Below are 16,290 nucleotides of genomic sequence, written 5' to 3' on the forward strand. Positions count from 1 at the left end.
CGAGATGCGCAAACCGATCACTGGCGATCCCTGAGCTTCCGAACAGTCGTCGTCAGACGATCGATTTCGTCCTCCGTATTATAATAGTGAGGCGAGGCGCGCACGATCGAAGGCAATGCACGCCGCTTCGCGTCGAGAAGCGTGCTTGCAGGATCCGACGTGCTGACATTGATTCCCGCCCCGGCCAGATGCGTCTTCACGGCATCGGCCTCAAAGCCCGGGACGGAGAATGTGACGATCGCCGCCGGATGCGGTCCAAGGTCATGGATCGTCACATCAGGAATCTGGCCAAGCCCGTTGCGCAGCAGGCCAGCCAACGTCCGGCAACGCGCGGCAATCGGCTCGATTCCAATCGCCTGCGCGTAGTCCACCGCGACGCCGAGCCCCAATCTTGCGGCGTAGTTGTTCTCCCAGGTCTCGAAGCGACGGGCGTCGGCCCTAAGCTGGTAGCGATCGGGCGCCAGCCACGGCGCGCCGAAATGGTCGATCATCGGGGGCTCGAGCTTGCCCAGCAGTTCGCGGCGCACATACAGGAATCCCGTCCCGCGCGGACCGCGCAAGAACTTGCGTCCCGTCGCCGAAAGCATGTCGCAGCCGAGCGCCGCGACGTCGACCGGTATCTGTCCGACGGCCTGACACGCATCGAGCAGATAGGGAATTCCGTGCGCCCGTGCGATGCGGCCGACGGCGGCCGCGGGATTCACCAGGCCGCCATTCGTTGGCACCCAGGTGATCGCGATCAGACGTACGCGATCGTCGAGCATCCGCTCCAGCGCTTCCGCATCCAGCACGCCATTTGCGTCATCAGGGATGATCTCGATCACCGCCCCGGTGCGCTTGGCGACCTGCAGAAACGCAACATAGTTCGCCGCGTATTCGGCCCGCGCTGTCAGGATGCGATCGCCGTCGCGCAACGGCAGGGCGTAAAACGCCATTTGCCACGCCACAGTGGCATTTTCGGTCAGCGCGATCTCATCCCTGGCGGCGCCGATCAGACCGGCAACACTGTCGTAAACGCCGTCAAGGCGTGCTGCAGCCTCGGCGGCGGCCTCGTAGCCCCCGATCTCGGCCTCCCGCCTAAGATAGTCTGTCATCGCCTGCAGCACCGGCAAGGGCATCAGGCCGGCGCCGGCATTGTTGAGGTGGACACGGCTGATGACACCGGGCGTCTCAGCGCGAAGGCGTTCAAGATCAATGGACATGGGCAATCCGGTTTCAGACGAACCGAGGAAGCCTACCAGACCAGCCCTGCCCCCGGAGGGGTGGATTGGGCCGTGCGAAAAAAGAAACAGACCGTGTCGGAATCCTGTCCCCTCGTTCGTCCACCCCATGAGCCCTCGCCGACGACGGCCCAATAATCCTCGCTGCTCTGCCTGTCGACCCTGCCCGGACCATCCTCTCCCTCCAAAGCCACCGAGCCGGCCGATTCACCTCAACCGACAAGGACATCCGTCATGACTTCCATCACGCCGTTCCTCTGGTTCGACAACAACGTCCCCGCGGCCGTCGCCTTCTACAAATCGGTGTTTCCCAATGCCAAAGTCGAAATCGTCAATGACTTCATGGCGAGTTTCGAACTTGAGGGACAGAAGTTCAACGCTCTCAATGGCGGCCCCAAGTACAGGTTCAACGAGGCGGTCTCCTTCTTCATCAGCGTCGAGACCCAGGAAGAGGTGGACTATTTCTGGAGCAAACTGACCGCCGACGGCGGCGAGGAATCGCAGTGCGGATGGCTGAAGGACAAATTCGGCCTGTCCTGGCAGGTTGTGCCCACGGCGCTGGGCCGTTACCTCGGCGATCCCGATCGCACGAAGGCCGATCGCGCCATGCAGGCCATGATGAAGATGCGAAAGATCGTTATTGGCGACCTCGACAAGGCATTTGCCGGCTGATCCCCTCAGCAAGGTGATCAATCTAACAACGAACCCGGGCGTGCCAACACGCGCCCGGGTTTTGTCTGGTTATGCCGATGCCGGCACCGTCGCCGCTTGAGCGTTCGCATTCGTCTTGGGGAACGGCTTGAAGGTCATCGCGATCAGGAACGCGCCCAGTCCCATGGCCCAGGAGCCGACGTAAAGCCACGTGTAACTGCCAAGGGTATCGTAGATCAGGCCGCCGGCCACCGGCCCCGTGGCCATGCCGAGGCTGCCGGTCATCGCCGTGCCGCCGATCACGGTGCCCATCATCTTCAACGGGAAATTCTCGCGCGCGATCGCGGCGTATAGGGGCATTGTGCCGGCATAGATGAAGCCGAACACCGCCGCCACCGCATAGAAGCCGGCAAGGTCGCGGACGAACACATAGGCCAGCGCGCCGAAGGCCTGCACCAGCAATCCCGCCACAAGAACGCGCTTGGCGCCCAGTTTGTCGCCGAGGATGCCGAACGCGATGCGGCCGCCGAGCCCCGTGAGCCCTTCGAGGCTGTAGATCGAAACCGCCGCGATCAGCGGGATACCGCAGCTGACGGCATAGCTGACCGTATGGATGATCGGTCCGGAATGGGTGGCGCAGCAGAAGAAATTCGTCAGCAGCAGGATCGCGAACTGGGGCGACCGCACCGCTTCGCTCACCGACATCTCGGTTTGCTGCTCGCCGTTTGCCGGGACACTGGCGCTGGCCGTCGCGAGCGCCGGCGGGCGTCGCACCAGGAGCGACACTGGAATCATGATGACGGCAACAATCGCAGCCACGATCTGCAGCGTCGTTCGCCAGTCATGGACCGAGACCAGCCAGGCCACCAGCGGCGCCATGGTCATGGGCGCGATCCCCATGCCGGCCGACACCAATGAGACCGCGAGGCTGCGATTTGTATCGAACCAGCCGGTGACGCAGGCCATCATCGGGGCAAAGATTGCGGCAATGGCGCCGCCGACCAGAACGCCGAATGCGAACTGGAACACCAGAAGCGAAGTCGCGAGGCTTGCGAGCAACAAGCTTGCCGCCAGCACCAATGATCCGGTCAGCACCACCGGCAACGGCCCGAACCGGTCCGACAGGTTGCCCCAGAGCATGCTGCAGCACGCCATCGCCAGGAAACCGACCGTCATCGCGCTCGATACGCCGGCGACCGACCAGCCGGTATCCCGCGTGATCGATTGCAACAGCACCGGCAGTGAAAACATCGCTCCGATCGCGACACAGCCCAGCGTGCCGCCGGCCGCGACAATCACCCATCGATAGCGGGAATGGTCCATTGCAAATCTCCGTTTTGGCGCTTCTTTGTTCAAGACGTACGAGAAGCGCCAAAGGCGACATGATCAGGATAATTTTTTAAGGGCACGCCTTTTAAAGACCCGTGGCCAGTTCAGGAACTGGCAGCAGGTGGCATCTTGTCGAATTTCGGCAAGGCCGGATCGAGATCATCCCAGGCATGGCTGCGTATCCCGTAGGTCACGGCCTGCGGCTTGAACCGGGCGGGATCGTCGAGGCTCGCCGCGTGCACGGTAATGACATCCGGCATCGCCGTTTAGGTCAGATAGACCGGTGACCCGCAGGCCGGGCAGAAGCTGTGCGTCTTCACATTGCCGCTATCGGCAACGACGTCGCAACGCGCCGCCTTGCCTTCGAGTTTTACGTTCTTCCTGTCCATGAAGGTCAGATAGGAGCCGTGCCCGGTGCCGCTCCTGTGCTGGCAGTCCAGGCACTGGCAGTGGTTCATGAAGACAGGTTCGCTGGAAATTTCATAACGGATCGCGGCGCAGGCGCAGCCACCGGTAAAAACTTTGCTCATGTTGTTCCTTTTCGTGGAGGTGATGCGAGGTAATCTGGATTTCGAAAGCAGGATCAGCACCGGTCAACACCATTTCACCGATGAGAAATCAGCTTCAGCCATGGCGCCAGATGAAAGGCGCTCATCAGCAAATACATCGGAACCATTCCGCTCAGCGGTGACGCCGGCGAACACAACGCCTCCACCGCTCCGCCGCCAAGAACGGACGTGAGCAACGCCATGATCGCGAAGGTCGGCGCGGCCGCGAGGTATAGAAATTCGGCGGCGCCGGTCGCGGCCGCATTGCCGTTGTTGCGAGGAATCGCACCGGTGCTGCGTGCGACGGCATGCGTCTCACTCATGTCCTTCTCCTGCGTTACTGCTAGCTGGCTGCTCCCGCTCGCGCAGCACTGCGCGAGCGGTGGCTGACGTCGCCGGATTAGCCGCTTTGCTTGCGCATGGCGGCCTCGCCGGCGTCCGACACCTCGACCCACTTTTTATCGGGCGCGGCGTTCGGGACGTAGCTGTCGTGCCAGTTCCACCATTTGTAGGTTGGCGTCTGCGGCGTACCTTCCGGAGAATCCTCCCAGATCTCCTGGCGGCCAAGCGGCGTGATGTCGAGGTAGTTCCAGGTGCCGCCCATCTGCTCGTCGCCGCGGTTGTTGATGAAGTAGGTCCGGAAAACCTTGTTGCCGTCGCGGATGAACACGTTGGTGCCGTGCCATTCGTCGACGCCGAAGTCTTTGTCGAAGCTGTCGGTGACGGTGTACCAGGGCATATCCCATTCCATCCGCTTTTTCAGCCGCGCGATGTCCACCTGCGGCGCGCGCGAAACGAAAACGAGCGTGGTATCGCGCGCGTTCAAATGAGCGAGGTGGGCGACCTGATCGGCCACCATGGAGCAGCCGCGGCACGCATGCTCGGGCCAACCATGCACGCCAGGCTCGTAGAACGCGCGGTAGACGATCAACTGGCGGCGGCCGTCGAACAGGTCGACCAGGCTCGCTCTGCCACCCGGTCCTTCAAACGCGTACGTCTTCTCCACGGCCATCCACGGCATCCGCCTGCGCTCGGCCGCCAGCGCGTCACGGGCACGGGTATTGGCTTTTTCCTTCACGAGCATCTGCTGGCGCGCAGCTTCCCACTCCATTGCCGAAACGACATGCGTCTTCATTGCCTGAATCATGGCTAGCCTCCTGTTTGGTGCGATGCTTGTTGCGGTCGGCGTCGTGCTGCGGCGTCAGGCCGGCAGCCGCCGGTCGTATTCCTTTTGCAGTTTGCTCCAGCCTTCCCAGAACGGCGCCGGCTCATTGCCGGATGCGCGTGCGACAAGGACGTCGAGATGCATATGCCAGCCGGCGCTGACCTTGAGCATGGTCGAACGATCGGGCAGACGGCGATGGATCACCGTGAGCAGCACGCCCTGCCCTTTTGGCTCCAGTTCAAACGTCACGTCGCCGCTGTTGTTCCAGGCGATGGAAAGCTTGCGCATCGGATCGAGTTCGGTGATCCGGCTTTGCATGCGGTGTTCTTCGGGAAAATCGGCCGGCCGCGGACTTGGCGGATCGTTGAGCTCGCCGTTGCGCCAAACGAATTCGACGGGCGCGCCAACCTTCATCTCCATCACGCCTGCCGCCAGCCATTTGCGGCGCAGGTCGCTGTCGGTGAGATAGGCCCAGATGCGCTCGATCGGACCGGGCAACAGCCGCTGGATCTTCAGCGTGGTGGGTTCGATCAGCGTGCCGTAGGCATCGGGTGTCTTCGCATCCATCGTTCTACTCCTTCACGTCTTGCTTTTCTTTGCCGCCGCTTCGTCTTCGGCGCGCAGCAGGGATTCCAGCGCGTCGAGTTTTTCAGTCCAGAAGCGCTCATAACGCCGCAGCCACTCATTGGCTTCTGCTAGCCGCGCCGCTTCCAGGCGGCACAGATGGGTGCGGCCCTGGATCGTGCGCTTCACCAGCCCTGCGTCCTCCAGCACCCGCACGTGTTTCGACGCACCCGCAAAGCTCATGCTGAACGGGGTCGCCAGTTCCCCAATCGTGAGTTCGCGTTCCGCGAGCTGGCCAAGCATGGCCCGCCGGGTGGGATCCGCGAGGGCATGAAAGACGGCATCGAGATGGGTCTCTTGTTCAACCATGTAGTTTAACATAGTCGTGCAGTCCGGATTGTCAACCGATCGGTTTAACTTCTTTGTGATCGAGTTCCGAAGGTCTAGCCGCCCGGCACGGTGTAGACATCGCAGGGAGCGGCGATGCCGCGCAGCGGATGCGTTCCGAGCGGGATTAGTTTTGCGGAGAGCTCGCGAGCGACCGCGCCGGAAATCAAAACCGTCCGGCCGAGCGGCCGGCACAGCCCCTCGAGCCGGCTGACCAGATTGACGGCGGGACCGATTGCGGTGAAATCCAGCCGGTCCGCCGCGCCGATATTGCCCCACAGAATTTCACCGAGATGCAGCGCGGCGCCGAAGCTGAGAGATGGCAGCCCCTGCTCTCGCCGCGTCTCATCGAGATGTGCCATTCCGGCCTGGGCTGATGTGACCGCGCGCAGCGCGGCGGTGCAGGCATCGCCGGGATTGTCGCCGATAACCGGAAAGATCGCCAGCATGCCGTCGCCGATGAATTTCAGCACTTCGCCGCCGAAGGCGTGAACGGCACCGGCCATGCAATCGAACCAGGCATCGAGCGCGGTGATGACGGAAGCCGGCGGCGAAGTCTCGGACAGCGCGGTGAAACTGCGTAGATCCGCATAGAGCAACGCGGCACGGATGGTTTCGCCGACATCACGCCGCAATGGTCCTGCCAGAACGCGCGCCGCACTGCGCCGGCCCAGATAGGCCTCGAGCGTTGCGGTCAGCGTCGCGCGCGCTGAAAGGGCGGCGAGTGGTGCGGCGGCAAAACGGGCGGCCTCGCGCAACCGGGCGATCTCCGCTTCCGTGAACTGACGCGGCCCGATCCATGAGAGCACAGGTCCATCCGGTCCCGGGCCCACGACGTCTTCGTGCACCATTCCGCCCGCGAGCCCGGCCAGCCAGTGGCGGCCGGCATCACCAGCGGAATCCTTCTGTCCTGCATTTGCGAATCCCGCCGGCGCGAAACCTACAGCCTCGATCACCTCGCCGTTGTCGGCCCGCCATAGCCAGGTACGACGGGCAATGATCGGATGCGGGACCGCGAGCGTCAGGGCGCCACCGGCGAGCGGCAATTTATCAGCGATCAAATGCGCACCGAGTTCGGCAAGGAACCGGTCCGCACCCGGTGCAGCGCCCGCCGCATCCACCAGCCATGTCAGCGTCGAATTGAGTTGCATGGGCCGATCATGTGGCAGCGGCGCGTCATTGTCATCAACCGCCCTTGGTAAATCCGCGCGCGGGCATATGTTCGCATCGGTCGCACCTTCTTCATGCCAACGAGCAACGAGGTTTTCGATGACTGAAGCGTTCGTCGTCCAGCGCGAGACCCACATTGCGGCGCCCCGCGCCAGCGTGTTCGCCTTCCTCACCGATCCCGACAAGATCGTGCAATGGATGGGCACCGAGGCGACGACTGAGATGCATCCGGGCGGGCTCTATCTCCTGAAAGGCGTCGGCAGCGCTACGGCGCGCGGCGCATTTCGCGAAGTCGTGCCGGTGCACCGCCTCGCCTACAGTTTCGGCTGGGAAACCAACGACGAGGTGCCGCCGGGATCAAGCCTGATCGAAATCGATCTGATCGAACAGGATGGCGGCACGCTGCTGCGCATGACCCATAGCGGTCTTCCCAATGAAGCCACCTGCGCCAGCCATGACAAGGGTTGGGCGCATTACCTCGGCCGGCTGACATCAGTCGCCGCCGGCCGCGATCCCGGTCCTGATTGGGGACCGAACGGCACGCGCAAGCCGGCGTGACGGCTCACCCCGCGTCATCCTCGTCAAGCGACTGGCTTGGGAAGATCAAGCGCCGAGCGCAGGCGGCTGACACCCGCCGGTAGAGCGCCGCGTCGCGTGCCGGCGCCAAGTCAATCCAATAACTTCATGAAGTTGCGCTTGCGATCGAAACGCGCTTTGAGCCCCAGGACATAATCCGCCTGCTCTTTTTTGCTGCGCATGGTCGCCATGCGCGCGATCAATTTTGCTGCCTCCGCGTAAGCTGCATTGCCACCAGTATTGACAAGCAAAACAACGCGTTCGGCATGAACTTCAAGTGCCTCACGCGGATGCGTCGCCTCGCTCGCCCTGGCAAGTTCGTCCTTCAAGGCCGGCGACGAGCCGTGTTTCCGCGCCACCGCCCAGGCTGCATCGAACATCTTCTCCTGCATCCATATTCGGATGAGAAGATCGGACGGCTGAAACCAATGGAATCGCGCGCCTGAGGCCTGCTTGGCCTCCAGGAAGCTGACAGCGCGAGCGCGGGTTTCCTCGCCGCCGAATTTGCGCAGCCGCGAGTAGAGATGGAGCGACGGCGTCTTTTCGAAAGCACGCCACAGGTGCGCCTCGGCATTTGCGCTTCGACCTGCCTTCGAAAGGGCGTCCGCTGCGAAGAGTACGAGCCGCTCGTCCGGCCGCTCATCCTCGAACACCCAGAGTCCCTCCTCAGCACGGCGAACGGCCTCTTCCTCTCGCCCGTGCAAGCGGCAGAATTCGGCGACTTGCAGATAGTCCCACTGGGACGCACTCGGCAAGGTGCTGACCCCGGCGATGAAGAAACAGGGCTATGGCGGCGGTTTCGCCGCGGCGCTGATGGCGTCGGCCTGCGTCAACGGGCCGATCATCCCGCCCTCGATCCCGCTGGTCATCTACGGGCTGTCCGCGGGAAAAGGCGTCTCCATCATTGCGCTGTTCCTCGGCGGCATCGTGCCGGGCATCCTGCTTGCGCTGTCGCTGATGGTCGCGGCCTACTGGATCTCGGTGAAGCGCAACTACCCCGTCTCGGAAGCCGTGCCGATCCGGCAGATTCCCCGGCTGTTCCTGCCGGCAAGCTGGGCGCTCATGATGCCGGTGATCATCCTGATCGGCGTCACCGGCGGCATCGTCACGGTCACCGAAAGCGCCACCATCGCCGTGGTCTACGCCGCGTTCATCGGCTTCTTCGTCTACCGGGAGCTCAGCCTCAGGACGATCTGGCCGATTCTGATCCAGACCGCCCTCGACACCGCGCTCGTGATGTTCATCATCGCGCTGTCATCGGGCTTCGGCTGGCTGCTCGCGGTGTCGGGCACGCCGCGCGCGCTCGCGACCTGGATCGGCTCCCTCTCCTCGGATCCGACGATCATCCTGATGATGATCAACGTCTTCCTGCTCATCATCGGCATCTTCATGGAGCCGCTGCCGGCGATGTTCATCCTGATCCCGGTGCTGGTGCCGGTGGTCCAGGCCGTCGGCATCGACCTCGTCCATTTCGGGCTGGTGATGGTGTTCAACCTCTGCCTCGGGCTGATCACGCCACCCGTCGGCATCCTGCTCTATATCTGCGCCAACTTCGCCGGCGTGAAACTGGAAGAAGAGAGCCGTGAACTCGGCCCCTTCCTGGGCGCCGGGGTCGCGGTGCTGATCATCATCTCGCTGTTTCCCGCGACGGTATTGTGGCTACCGAGACTGCTTGTGGGCTACGGCCAGTAGAGGCAACGGAGGTGCCCGATGGAGCGCCTCCGCATCAGCGATCCGCCAGTTTGCATCCCGGCTGCGGCGCGATCTGGCCCAGCGCACGGACCGTGACGAGTTCGCTCCCCTGCGTCTTGGCGATAAACATGTTCATCGTCGCGTAGTGGTTCTGGTCGATCGTCACTGGCCCGGTCGGCGATGGAAAGACGAGCCCCGCCATCGCGTCGATGATGGCCTCCTTGTCGACCTTGCCGGCCTTCTTGATCGCGCCCCTGAGCGCGATCAGCGTGTTGTAGTGCGTCATGACGTAGTTCGACACCAGCACATCGGCGCCGCCCTCGGCGCGAACCTTGGCGACAAACGCTTTGAGGGCGGGGTCATCGCTGGTCGCGACCGACGGCACCGCCGTGTGCATGTTCTGGCCCTTGCCGCGAAAGATGCCGAGGTCGATTTCGGACAAGCCGAGGAACGCGACCGTCGTCTCCTTGAACAATCCCTTGTCGTCGGCCTGCCGGATGAAATCGATGCCGTCGCCTTTGAGCGCAAACAGCAGCACCCTCGGCTTGGCCGCCGCGACCTGCGCGATCAGCGGGGTGAAATCCGTCTCGGTGCCCAGCGTATAATGCGTGCCGACGATTTTGCCGCCGAGCTTTTCAATGAGCGGCTTTGCGATGTCGAACATCTGATGCGGCCAGACCCGGTCGGCGCCCAGCAGGAAATAGGTATTGCCGAAGCTCTGGTTCATATAGGGCAGCAATTGGCCCATGTCCTGGTTGGGCACCGTTGAGAACGAGAAGACATAGCGGCTGCATTTGCCGCCTTCAAAATTGGTGGCGTAGAGCAGCGGAGTTTTCGAGCTCTCGGCTATTGGCACGATCGCATTCAGGTTCGCCGAGGTGATCGGGCCGACCACCGCCACAACGCCATCGCTCTCGATCAGTTTGCGCATCGCGGCCTCGGCGGAGGCCGGCCGTGTTTTGTCGTCGGCGTACATCACCTCAACGGGTCTGCCGAGAATGCCGCCCGCCGCGTTGATTTCCTTGGCCGCGAGGTCGAGCCCGAGCTTGGCCTGCTGGCCGTAAAGCTCGACGCCGCCGGAAAACGGCAGCACCGCGCCGACACGGATCGGCTCGGCGGCATCGACGCTGCTGAGGCCTGCGCCACAGACCAGCAGCGCGAGCGCCATTCGTTTGATCGACGGCAACGCCATACGCGTCCCCTCCGCAACCAAGAATCGGTTGGGACGAGCCTACAAGGGATTCGTTAGGCGTGCAGCCGCGCCGACTTACGCCGCCGCGAGCCACTGGGTCGTAAACTCGTTCGCTTTGAGGCGACCGACCAGCGCCGAGTGTTCCTCGACTCACCCGATGTCAGGTCGGTTTATCAGCGGCTGAGGCAGGTCTTCGATGCAAGCAACGATGACATGGGCGAAGTCTTCCATTTTCACCCTTCCGATTTGGGTTTCAAGCGACCGCCCAACCTCTGCATCGATGAAAAGGTAGTTGCGGCTGGGAAACGAAGCGACCGCAGCAATCACAACCACACACTGCCAAAAATAAGGTTCGACCTCGCACACAACCTGCACCGTGCGGCAATCCAGTCCTGCTTGAACTATCGTGTTGACCATGGACGCCGACATTGTCGGCTCAAATGTCGAATCGATACGTAGTTCCAGCCTGTCCGACTCATGATTGACCGGAAGGGGGCCTAGCAAGAGGCCGGCGCTCAGCGCATCCTGATCGACGAGGTAGAAGCCGGCCCTCGTCAAGGTGAGACTCAGCGTTCCGATTTGTGACACTACCGAGTCAAGACTCGCTCCAAATTTTCCAAGATAAACAAGGCTACGGGAGAATACACCGGGATCAGAGTCTTTCAGGCCCGTTGAAATGTGATCCGTCATGATCACGACCGCCTGCAACACATGAAGAAGGCAATAATAGAATGGCTCGGTTCTCGTCCTGCGCTTCAGTTCGATTGCTGTCGCGAGATGTTCGATAACCGACCGCAGCAGCGCTCGAAACTGCGAAGTGTGGTCCGGCGACCGTTCGGGAATTATCTGTTCGATTTGAACCAGGACTTGCCGAAGTTCGTCCGTCGCACTCGCGTCGGTCTTCAGAAGTTCGATTGCACGATTCATGAGAGTCAAAAGCGCAGCGATCGGTTCGTGCGCCAGCATCATGGCAGGAATATCGGCAGTGGTTTCTCCGGGACGTGGCAACAGAATTGCGCTTGCGAATATCCCCCGATTCCATCCATCTGAAGCCGACGCCTCGGCCTCGCTTTCGCCGAGGCGTACACCCAGTGGAGCTTTAGCCATGTCGACCGCCTCACGACTGAAGCGCAGCGCCGAATCGATGGTCGATTCGTTACGTCGACGACGCAATGCCCAGGCGCACAATGGTGGACCGGCACCGCCGGATTCAACAAAGGTCGACGATGCGTTATCAATAACCATAAAGGATCCCGGCGTGGCTTCCGGCGAATGACCGCGTGCAGCACTTAGCAATCCCCAAGCCTCCACCTCCTTCAGGCAATAGTTCGATGCTGCGTAGTTGCTGGTGACGAACGCGTGCATCTCTTCCGAGGCGCCGAGATTACGCCACAAGAAACGGCGGTTTGTATCGCCCCGAGGACGTGCCCAAATATCGAGGAATATCGTCGGCCGGGGCTTGCCATACAGATCCATCAACGCCCGTTTGCAGTCCGGACCACGATGGCTAAGAAAAACGCCTCCAACCCGCCGCATCTGCGAATGCAGGCCGAGGTGCATGACATCCTTGGCATCGAGGTATCGCGCATCAAGCGTAAGATCGCCGGCGTTGACGGCGCGCCTGGCGCGATCTTCGGTCTCATGTCCGAAGTCCCGCAGTCCTTCGGCACAAGCCTCCGCGATTATTCCCTGATCCGGCTCCGTCAATCCACGCAGGCGTGCATCCCGGTAGACATGCAGGGCGTTGATAATGCCCATTCGATTGAGTTGCTCGCCGGCCCAACGCCGGTTCTCAAAGATTTCTCCCATGCTCACGAACCGCATCATGGCTTGTCGAAGTTCCATGACATCTTCGAGTTGATGCCACGCGGCGCTCAGCCAAACGCACAGCTGCCAAAGTGCCGGGAAGTGCTGACGTTCGAGAGCGTCGATCGCCAACTCTCGGTCCCATTGGCTGATTGGGAGCGCAATCTGTCCATCCAGGATTTCCTTGAGCTTCTCCAGGACAACAAGACAGTCGGTCACGGCCATCCCGGCGTATGGATCATAGCTCCCCCCACCGTCGACAACGGGGCGGCACCGCTTGATGATCTCGGTCGCTGTAGTGTAGATCGCACGCATGCACTCATCGCTCCACGCTGCGATTGCCTCGTAGCACGGCGCATTTTCCGGGCTTGCCTCTTTGGCTTTGGCTTCGAAATTGGCCTTGGCCTCAAACAGATGAACAAGAATTGCGGTAAGACTACCCGTTGCCGCGAGATTGGCTCGGGCATCGATCAAAATCATCTCTTCCGGATTGAGATTCTGGCGAGGCTCGGCAGCGCCGCTTTGCTTACCCTTGCCGAAAAATTTATTCCACATCGCGCGGCCCCCTAACACACGTAGGGGTAGCACATTTGGTCGATCATATAAATGGATTCTGGCGCAGATTCCTGCCGGTCCGACGGGATGATCTGCGTGTCAAACTCTCATTCCACATTCTCATGCATGCGTATTAGTGAGCCCGTCCTGGTTGGTGTTCTTCATCCGGTCAGATTTGAATACGCAGTCACCCGCCTCGTAAACTCGCTCGCTTTGAGGCGACTGATCAGCGCCGAAAGTTCCTCGACCTCTGATGCTGTCAGATCGGTCAGCGGCGAGCGCACCGGGCCGGAATCACGGCCGATCACTTTCATCCCCGCCTTGATCATCGAGACCGCATACCCGCGCTTGCGGTTGCGGATCGCGAGCAGCGGCATGATGAAATCGCGCAAACCGGCCTGGACGGTTTCGCGGTCGCGCCGCCGCACCGCCGCGTAGAATTTGGTCGAGAACTCAGGCACGAAATTGAACACGGCGGAGGAATAGGTCGTGACGCCCATTTCGAGATAAGGCAGCGCGAAGGTTTCGGCGGTGGGCAATCCGCCGACATAGGTCAGCCGGTCCCCCATGCGCAGATAGATCCGCGTCATCTGTTCGATGTCGCCGACGCCGTCCTTGAACCCGACGAGGTTCGGGCAGCGCTCGCAGAGTCTTGCGATCGTGTCCTCGGTGAGGATGGCGTTGTCGCGGTTATAGACGATGACGCCGAGGCTGGTCGACTTGCAGACCGCCTCGACATGCGCGGCCAGTCCCGCTTGTTCGCTGAACACCAGGTAAGGCGGAAGCAGCAGGATGCCGTCCGCACCGGCGCGTTCGACGGCGCCGGCCAGTTCCGTCGCCGTCGCTGTGCCGTAACCGACGCCGGCGAGGACCGGCACGCGACCGGCGGTCTGCTGCACCGCAGTTGTAACGACGTCGACGACTTCCGCCGGCGTCAGCGAGAAGAATTCGCCGGTGCCGCCGGCCGCGAACAGACCGGCCACCTCATAGCTGCACAGCCAGTCGAGATTGGAGCGATAGCGCGCCGCGTCGAATCTGTTGGCTACGTCGAACGGCGTGACCGGGAACGACAGCAGCCCGTTGCCGATCGTCAGTGCCATTTCCTTCGGGGTCATTCTGCTCATCGCTGCGGTCCTTGCTGTGAAGACCTCAGAAGTAGACCGGGACTGATGCCGCCGCAGACCAATTGCTGGATCGAATGATCCATTGATTGGATGGCTCAGGCTCCAGAGCCTTTTCCGTTCCGATGCATCGGAACGGGGCTCTGGCTTCTTGATTTGACGCGTTTTCTTAACGCGAACCGGTGTCCACTTCGCTGGAAAACGCTCTGCCGGCCAGGTCGCGGGCGATCGCCGCGATCACCGGCAACAGCGGATTGTCATTGTCGTCGCGCCAGACGAAGTAGAGTTCGGCCGCCCGTTGCTGGTCGTCCGCCAGCGGCCGCAGCGCGACGCCCTTGAACTGCAATTTCTCGGCCGCTTCCGGCACCAGGGCGACGCCGACGCCGGCTTGCACGATGGCCAGGATCGAATGGATCTGCGCGAGGTGCTGGACATAGACCGGCGCCAATGCGGCGCGTGAAAACAACTCCACCAGCAGGTCGTGGAAGTAACGGGCCTCATACGGGGCGTAGGTGATGAACGGTTCGGCCGCGAGATCAGCCAGATCGATCGTCGCCGCCCCGGCGAGCTTGTGCCCGGCCGGCACGGCCGCGATCATCCGTTCGGCCTTGACCCGAAAAAACTGCAGGCCGGTGCGCGGGATCGGCGGCCGCAACAGGCCGATATCGATTTCGCCGGCACCCAGACGCTTGAGCTGGTCGCCGCTGACCATTTCCTTGAGGATCAGCTCGACGTCAGGCAATTGCTGGCGGCAGGCCGCGACCAGCTCCGGGACATAACTATAGGAAGATGCGGCGGTGAAGCCGATATTGACCGAGCCGGCCTTGCCTTCCGCCACGCGCCGCGCCAGCAGCGCCGCGCTCTCCGTCAGCTTCAGGATCAGCCGCGCCTCGGTCAGGAAGCTTTGTCCGGCCGGCGTCAGCCGGACCAGGCGATTGCCGCGCTGAAGCAGTTTTACACCCAGGATCCGTTCGAGAATCTGGATCTGCCGGCTGAGCGGCGGCTGCGTCATGTTCAGCCGGGCAGCGGCGCGGCCGAAATGCAGTTCCTCCGCCACGGCCACGAAGCAGCGCACCTGACTCAGTTCGAACATTCCACTCCCTTTATTCCTTGCCGCATACCGGCTCCCAGCTCGCCAGCCTAGCGCATGTCCGCGATTTGATCCAAAATTGGTATCGGACCATCCTCATTCTAGTTCGCTATTGGATCGGTCATCGCCTATCGTGCCATCAGCGCGGCCAAAGACCGCGATGCGCGACGCCTTAGAGCGCTTGCGCGAATTCGACCGGAGGAGAAACCATGCTTCCACGTTTCGGGCGCCGTGCCGCCCTCGCCGCCGCCGCAGCCATCCTGTTCAGCCAACTGCCGGGCACAGCTTCCGCCCAAAACTTCGACCGGCCGGTACGCATCATCGTGCCGTTCGCGCCCGGCGGAACCTCGGACATCCTGGCGCGGCTGATCAGCCCAAAACTGTCGGCGGCGATCGGCCAGAGCGTGGTGATCGAGAACAAGCCCGGCGCGTCCGGCAACCTCGGCGCCGACACCGTCGCCAAGGCGACGCCTGACGGCACGACCCTGCTGCTGACCGATCTCGGTTCGCTCACGACGGCGCCCAGCCTGTTTTCCAACCTGACCTATAGTCTCGAAAAGGACCTCGCGCCGGTCACGATGGTGATGTTCGGCCCCTATGTGCTGGCCGTGCATGAATCGATCCCGGTCAAGACGGCGGCAGAACTGATTGCCTATGCCAAGGCCAATCCCGGCAAACTCGCTGTGGCCAATTCCGGCGTCGGCGGTGCCAATCACATCACCGCCGTGGTGATGCAGAAGGAACTCGGCATCCAGTTCAAGCACGTGCCCTACAAGGGCGGTGCTGCCGCCACCCGCGCCGTCGTCGCCGGCGAAAGCGGCGCCCTCATCAATGGTGCCTCAGCCACCCTTCCCTTCGTAAACAACAAGCAGTTGATCGGTCTGGCGGTCACCGGCGAGAACCGCGTCCCCTCCGCGCCTGACGTGCCGACGTTCAAGGAAGCCAAGCTGCCCGGCGGCGAGTTCGGCACCTGGCAAGGCATCGTCGTGGCCAGCGGTACGCCGCCGGCAGTGATTGCACGGCTCAATGCCGAGATCGGCAAGATACTGGAGACACCCGAGATCAAGGCCAAGATCGCCGAACAGGGCGGCGAAGTCCGCGCCGGCAGCACGGATGCGATGGCGACCTGGCTGAAGGATTCAACAAAGCGCTGGGGCGACATCATTCGCGAAGCCGGCATCAAGGGCGAATGACGCGATCGATACCGGCGAAGCGAGGCTTGCG

Annotated in this window: 16 protein-coding genes and 1 pseudogene; 4 read left to right on the plus strand and 13 right to left on the minus strand. The window is 62.2% G+C overall.

The features are described from left to right. Positions 1-17: 17 nt before the first annotated feature. Entirely contained in the window at positions 18-1,202 is a 1,185-nt protein-coding gene (locus JQ609_RS06610) for an aminotransferase class V-fold PLP-dependent enzyme (protein ID WP_212272768.1), read from the minus strand. A gap of 252 nt (positions 1,203-1,454) precedes the next feature. Between JQ609_RS06610 and JQ609_RS06615 the strand changes: the two genes are divergently transcribed. Next, complete coding sequence (locus tag JQ609_RS06615) at positions 1,455-1,892, plus strand: VOC family protein (protein WP_212272554.1); 438 nt, start codon at positions 1,455-1,457, stop codon at positions 1,890-1,892. A gap of 69 nt (positions 1,893-1,961) precedes the next feature. Here JQ609_RS06615 and JQ609_RS06620 read toward each other — a convergent pair whose 3' ends face one another. From JQ609_RS06620 to JQ609_RS06650, 7 genes and pseudogenes are all read right to left on the minus strand, one after another. Further along, entirely contained in the window at positions 1,962-3,194 is a 1,233-nt protein-coding gene (locus tag JQ609_RS06620; RefSeq protein WP_212272556.1) for an MFS transporter, read from the minus strand. A gap of 110 nt (positions 3,195-3,304) precedes the next feature. Then, positions 3,305-3,730: pseudogene (locus JQ609_RS06625) on the minus strand (GFA family protein). A gap of 74 nt (positions 3,731-3,804) precedes the next feature. Continuing rightward, positions 3,805-4,071: a hypothetical protein gene (locus JQ609_RS06630; protein ID WP_212207927.1), complete on the minus strand. Its 267-nt coding sequence runs from the start codon at positions 4,069-4,071 to the stop codon at positions 3,805-3,807. A 77-nt stretch (positions 4,072-4,148) separates the two neighbouring features. Further along, on the minus strand, positions 4,149-4,895 hold the full coding sequence (locus JQ609_RS06635; protein ID WP_212272558.1) for a DUF899 family protein: 747 nt from the start codon (positions 4,893-4,895) through the stop codon (positions 4,149-4,151). 54 nt (positions 4,896-4,949) lie between these two features. After that, positions 4,950-5,480, minus strand: a complete 531-nt coding sequence (locus JQ609_RS06640; protein WP_212272560.1) for an SRPBCC family protein — start codon at positions 5,478-5,480, stop codon at positions 4,950-4,952. A gap of 12 nt (positions 5,481-5,492) precedes the next feature. Then, the gene (locus tag JQ609_RS06645; RefSeq protein WP_249127711.1) at positions 5,493-5,858 is read right to left on the minus strand and encodes an ArsR/SmtB family transcription factor; all 366 of its coding nucleotides are present in this window, start codon (positions 5,856-5,858) and stop codon (positions 5,493-5,495) included. Positions 5,859-5,920: 62 nt separating this feature from the next. Beyond that, entirely contained in the window at positions 5,921-7,015 is a 1,095-nt protein-coding gene (locus JQ609_RS06650) for an adenylate/guanylate cyclase domain-containing protein (RefSeq protein WP_212272562.1), read from the minus strand. Between the two features lie 118 nt (positions 7,016-7,133). On the opposite strand from JQ609_RS06650, the gene JQ609_RS06655 reads away from it, so the two are divergent. After that, positions 7,134-7,592 carry an SRPBCC family protein gene (locus JQ609_RS06655; RefSeq protein WP_212207923.1) on the plus strand — a complete coding sequence of 153 codons (459 nt, stop codon included), beginning with the start codon at positions 7,134-7,136 and terminating at the stop codon, positions 7,590-7,592. Positions 7,593-7,702: 110 nt separating this feature from the next. Here the strand turns inward: JQ609_RS06655 and JQ609_RS06660 are convergent, their stop codons facing one another. Beyond that, on the minus strand, positions 7,703-8,263 hold the full coding sequence (locus JQ609_RS06660) for a hypothetical protein (protein WP_212272565.1): 561 nt from the start codon (positions 8,261-8,263) through the stop codon (positions 7,703-7,705). A 103-nt stretch (positions 8,264-8,366) separates the two neighbouring features. Here JQ609_RS06660 and JQ609_RS06665 point away from each other — a divergent pair, with 103 nt between their 5' ends. Then, positions 8,367-9,302 (plus strand): TRAP transporter large permease, encoded by a 936-nt coding sequence (locus tag JQ609_RS06665; protein ID WP_312014809.1) that lies wholly within the window; start codon positions 8,367-8,369, stop codon positions 9,300-9,302. A gap of 34 nt (positions 9,303-9,336) precedes the next feature. Here the strand turns inward: JQ609_RS06665 and JQ609_RS06670 are convergent, their stop codons facing one another. From JQ609_RS06670 to JQ609_RS06685, 4 genes are all read right to left on the minus strand, one after another. Further along, on the minus strand, positions 9,337-10,494 hold the full coding sequence (locus tag JQ609_RS06670; protein WP_212272569.1) for a substrate-binding protein: 1,158 nt from the start codon (positions 10,492-10,494) through the stop codon (positions 9,337-9,339). Positions 10,495-10,644: 150 nt separating this feature from the next. Then, a complete protein-coding gene (locus tag JQ609_RS06675; RefSeq protein WP_212272572.1) occupies positions 10,645-12,855 on the minus strand; it encodes a hypothetical protein in 2,211 nt (736 codons plus the stop codon). A gap of 161 nt (positions 12,856-13,016) precedes the next feature. Beyond that, complete coding sequence (gene kdgD, locus JQ609_RS06680) at positions 13,017-13,979, minus strand: 5-dehydro-4-deoxyglucarate dehydratase (protein WP_212272574.1); 963 nt, start codon at positions 13,977-13,979, stop codon at positions 13,017-13,019. Positions 13,980-14,145: 166 nt separating this feature from the next. Beyond that, positions 14,146-15,069, minus strand: coding sequence for a LysR substrate-binding domain-containing protein (locus tag JQ609_RS06685; RefSeq protein ID WP_212272577.1), 924 nt, complete (start codon positions 15,067-15,069; stop codon positions 14,146-14,148). Positions 15,070-15,275: 206 nt separating this feature from the next. Here JQ609_RS06685 and JQ609_RS06690 point away from each other — a divergent pair, with 206 nt between their 5' ends. Next, a complete protein-coding gene (locus tag JQ609_RS06690) occupies positions 15,276-16,259 on the plus strand; it encodes a tripartite tricarboxylate transporter substrate binding protein (protein ID WP_211994527.1) in 984 nt (327 codons plus the stop codon). The last annotated feature ends 31 nt before the right edge of the window (positions 16,260-16,290 follow it).

Source organism: Bradyrhizobium sp. AUGA SZCCT0169 (assembly GCF_018130085.1).
Classification (GTDB): Bacteria; Pseudomonadota; Alphaproteobacteria; order Rhizobiales; family Xanthobacteraceae; genus Bradyrhizobium.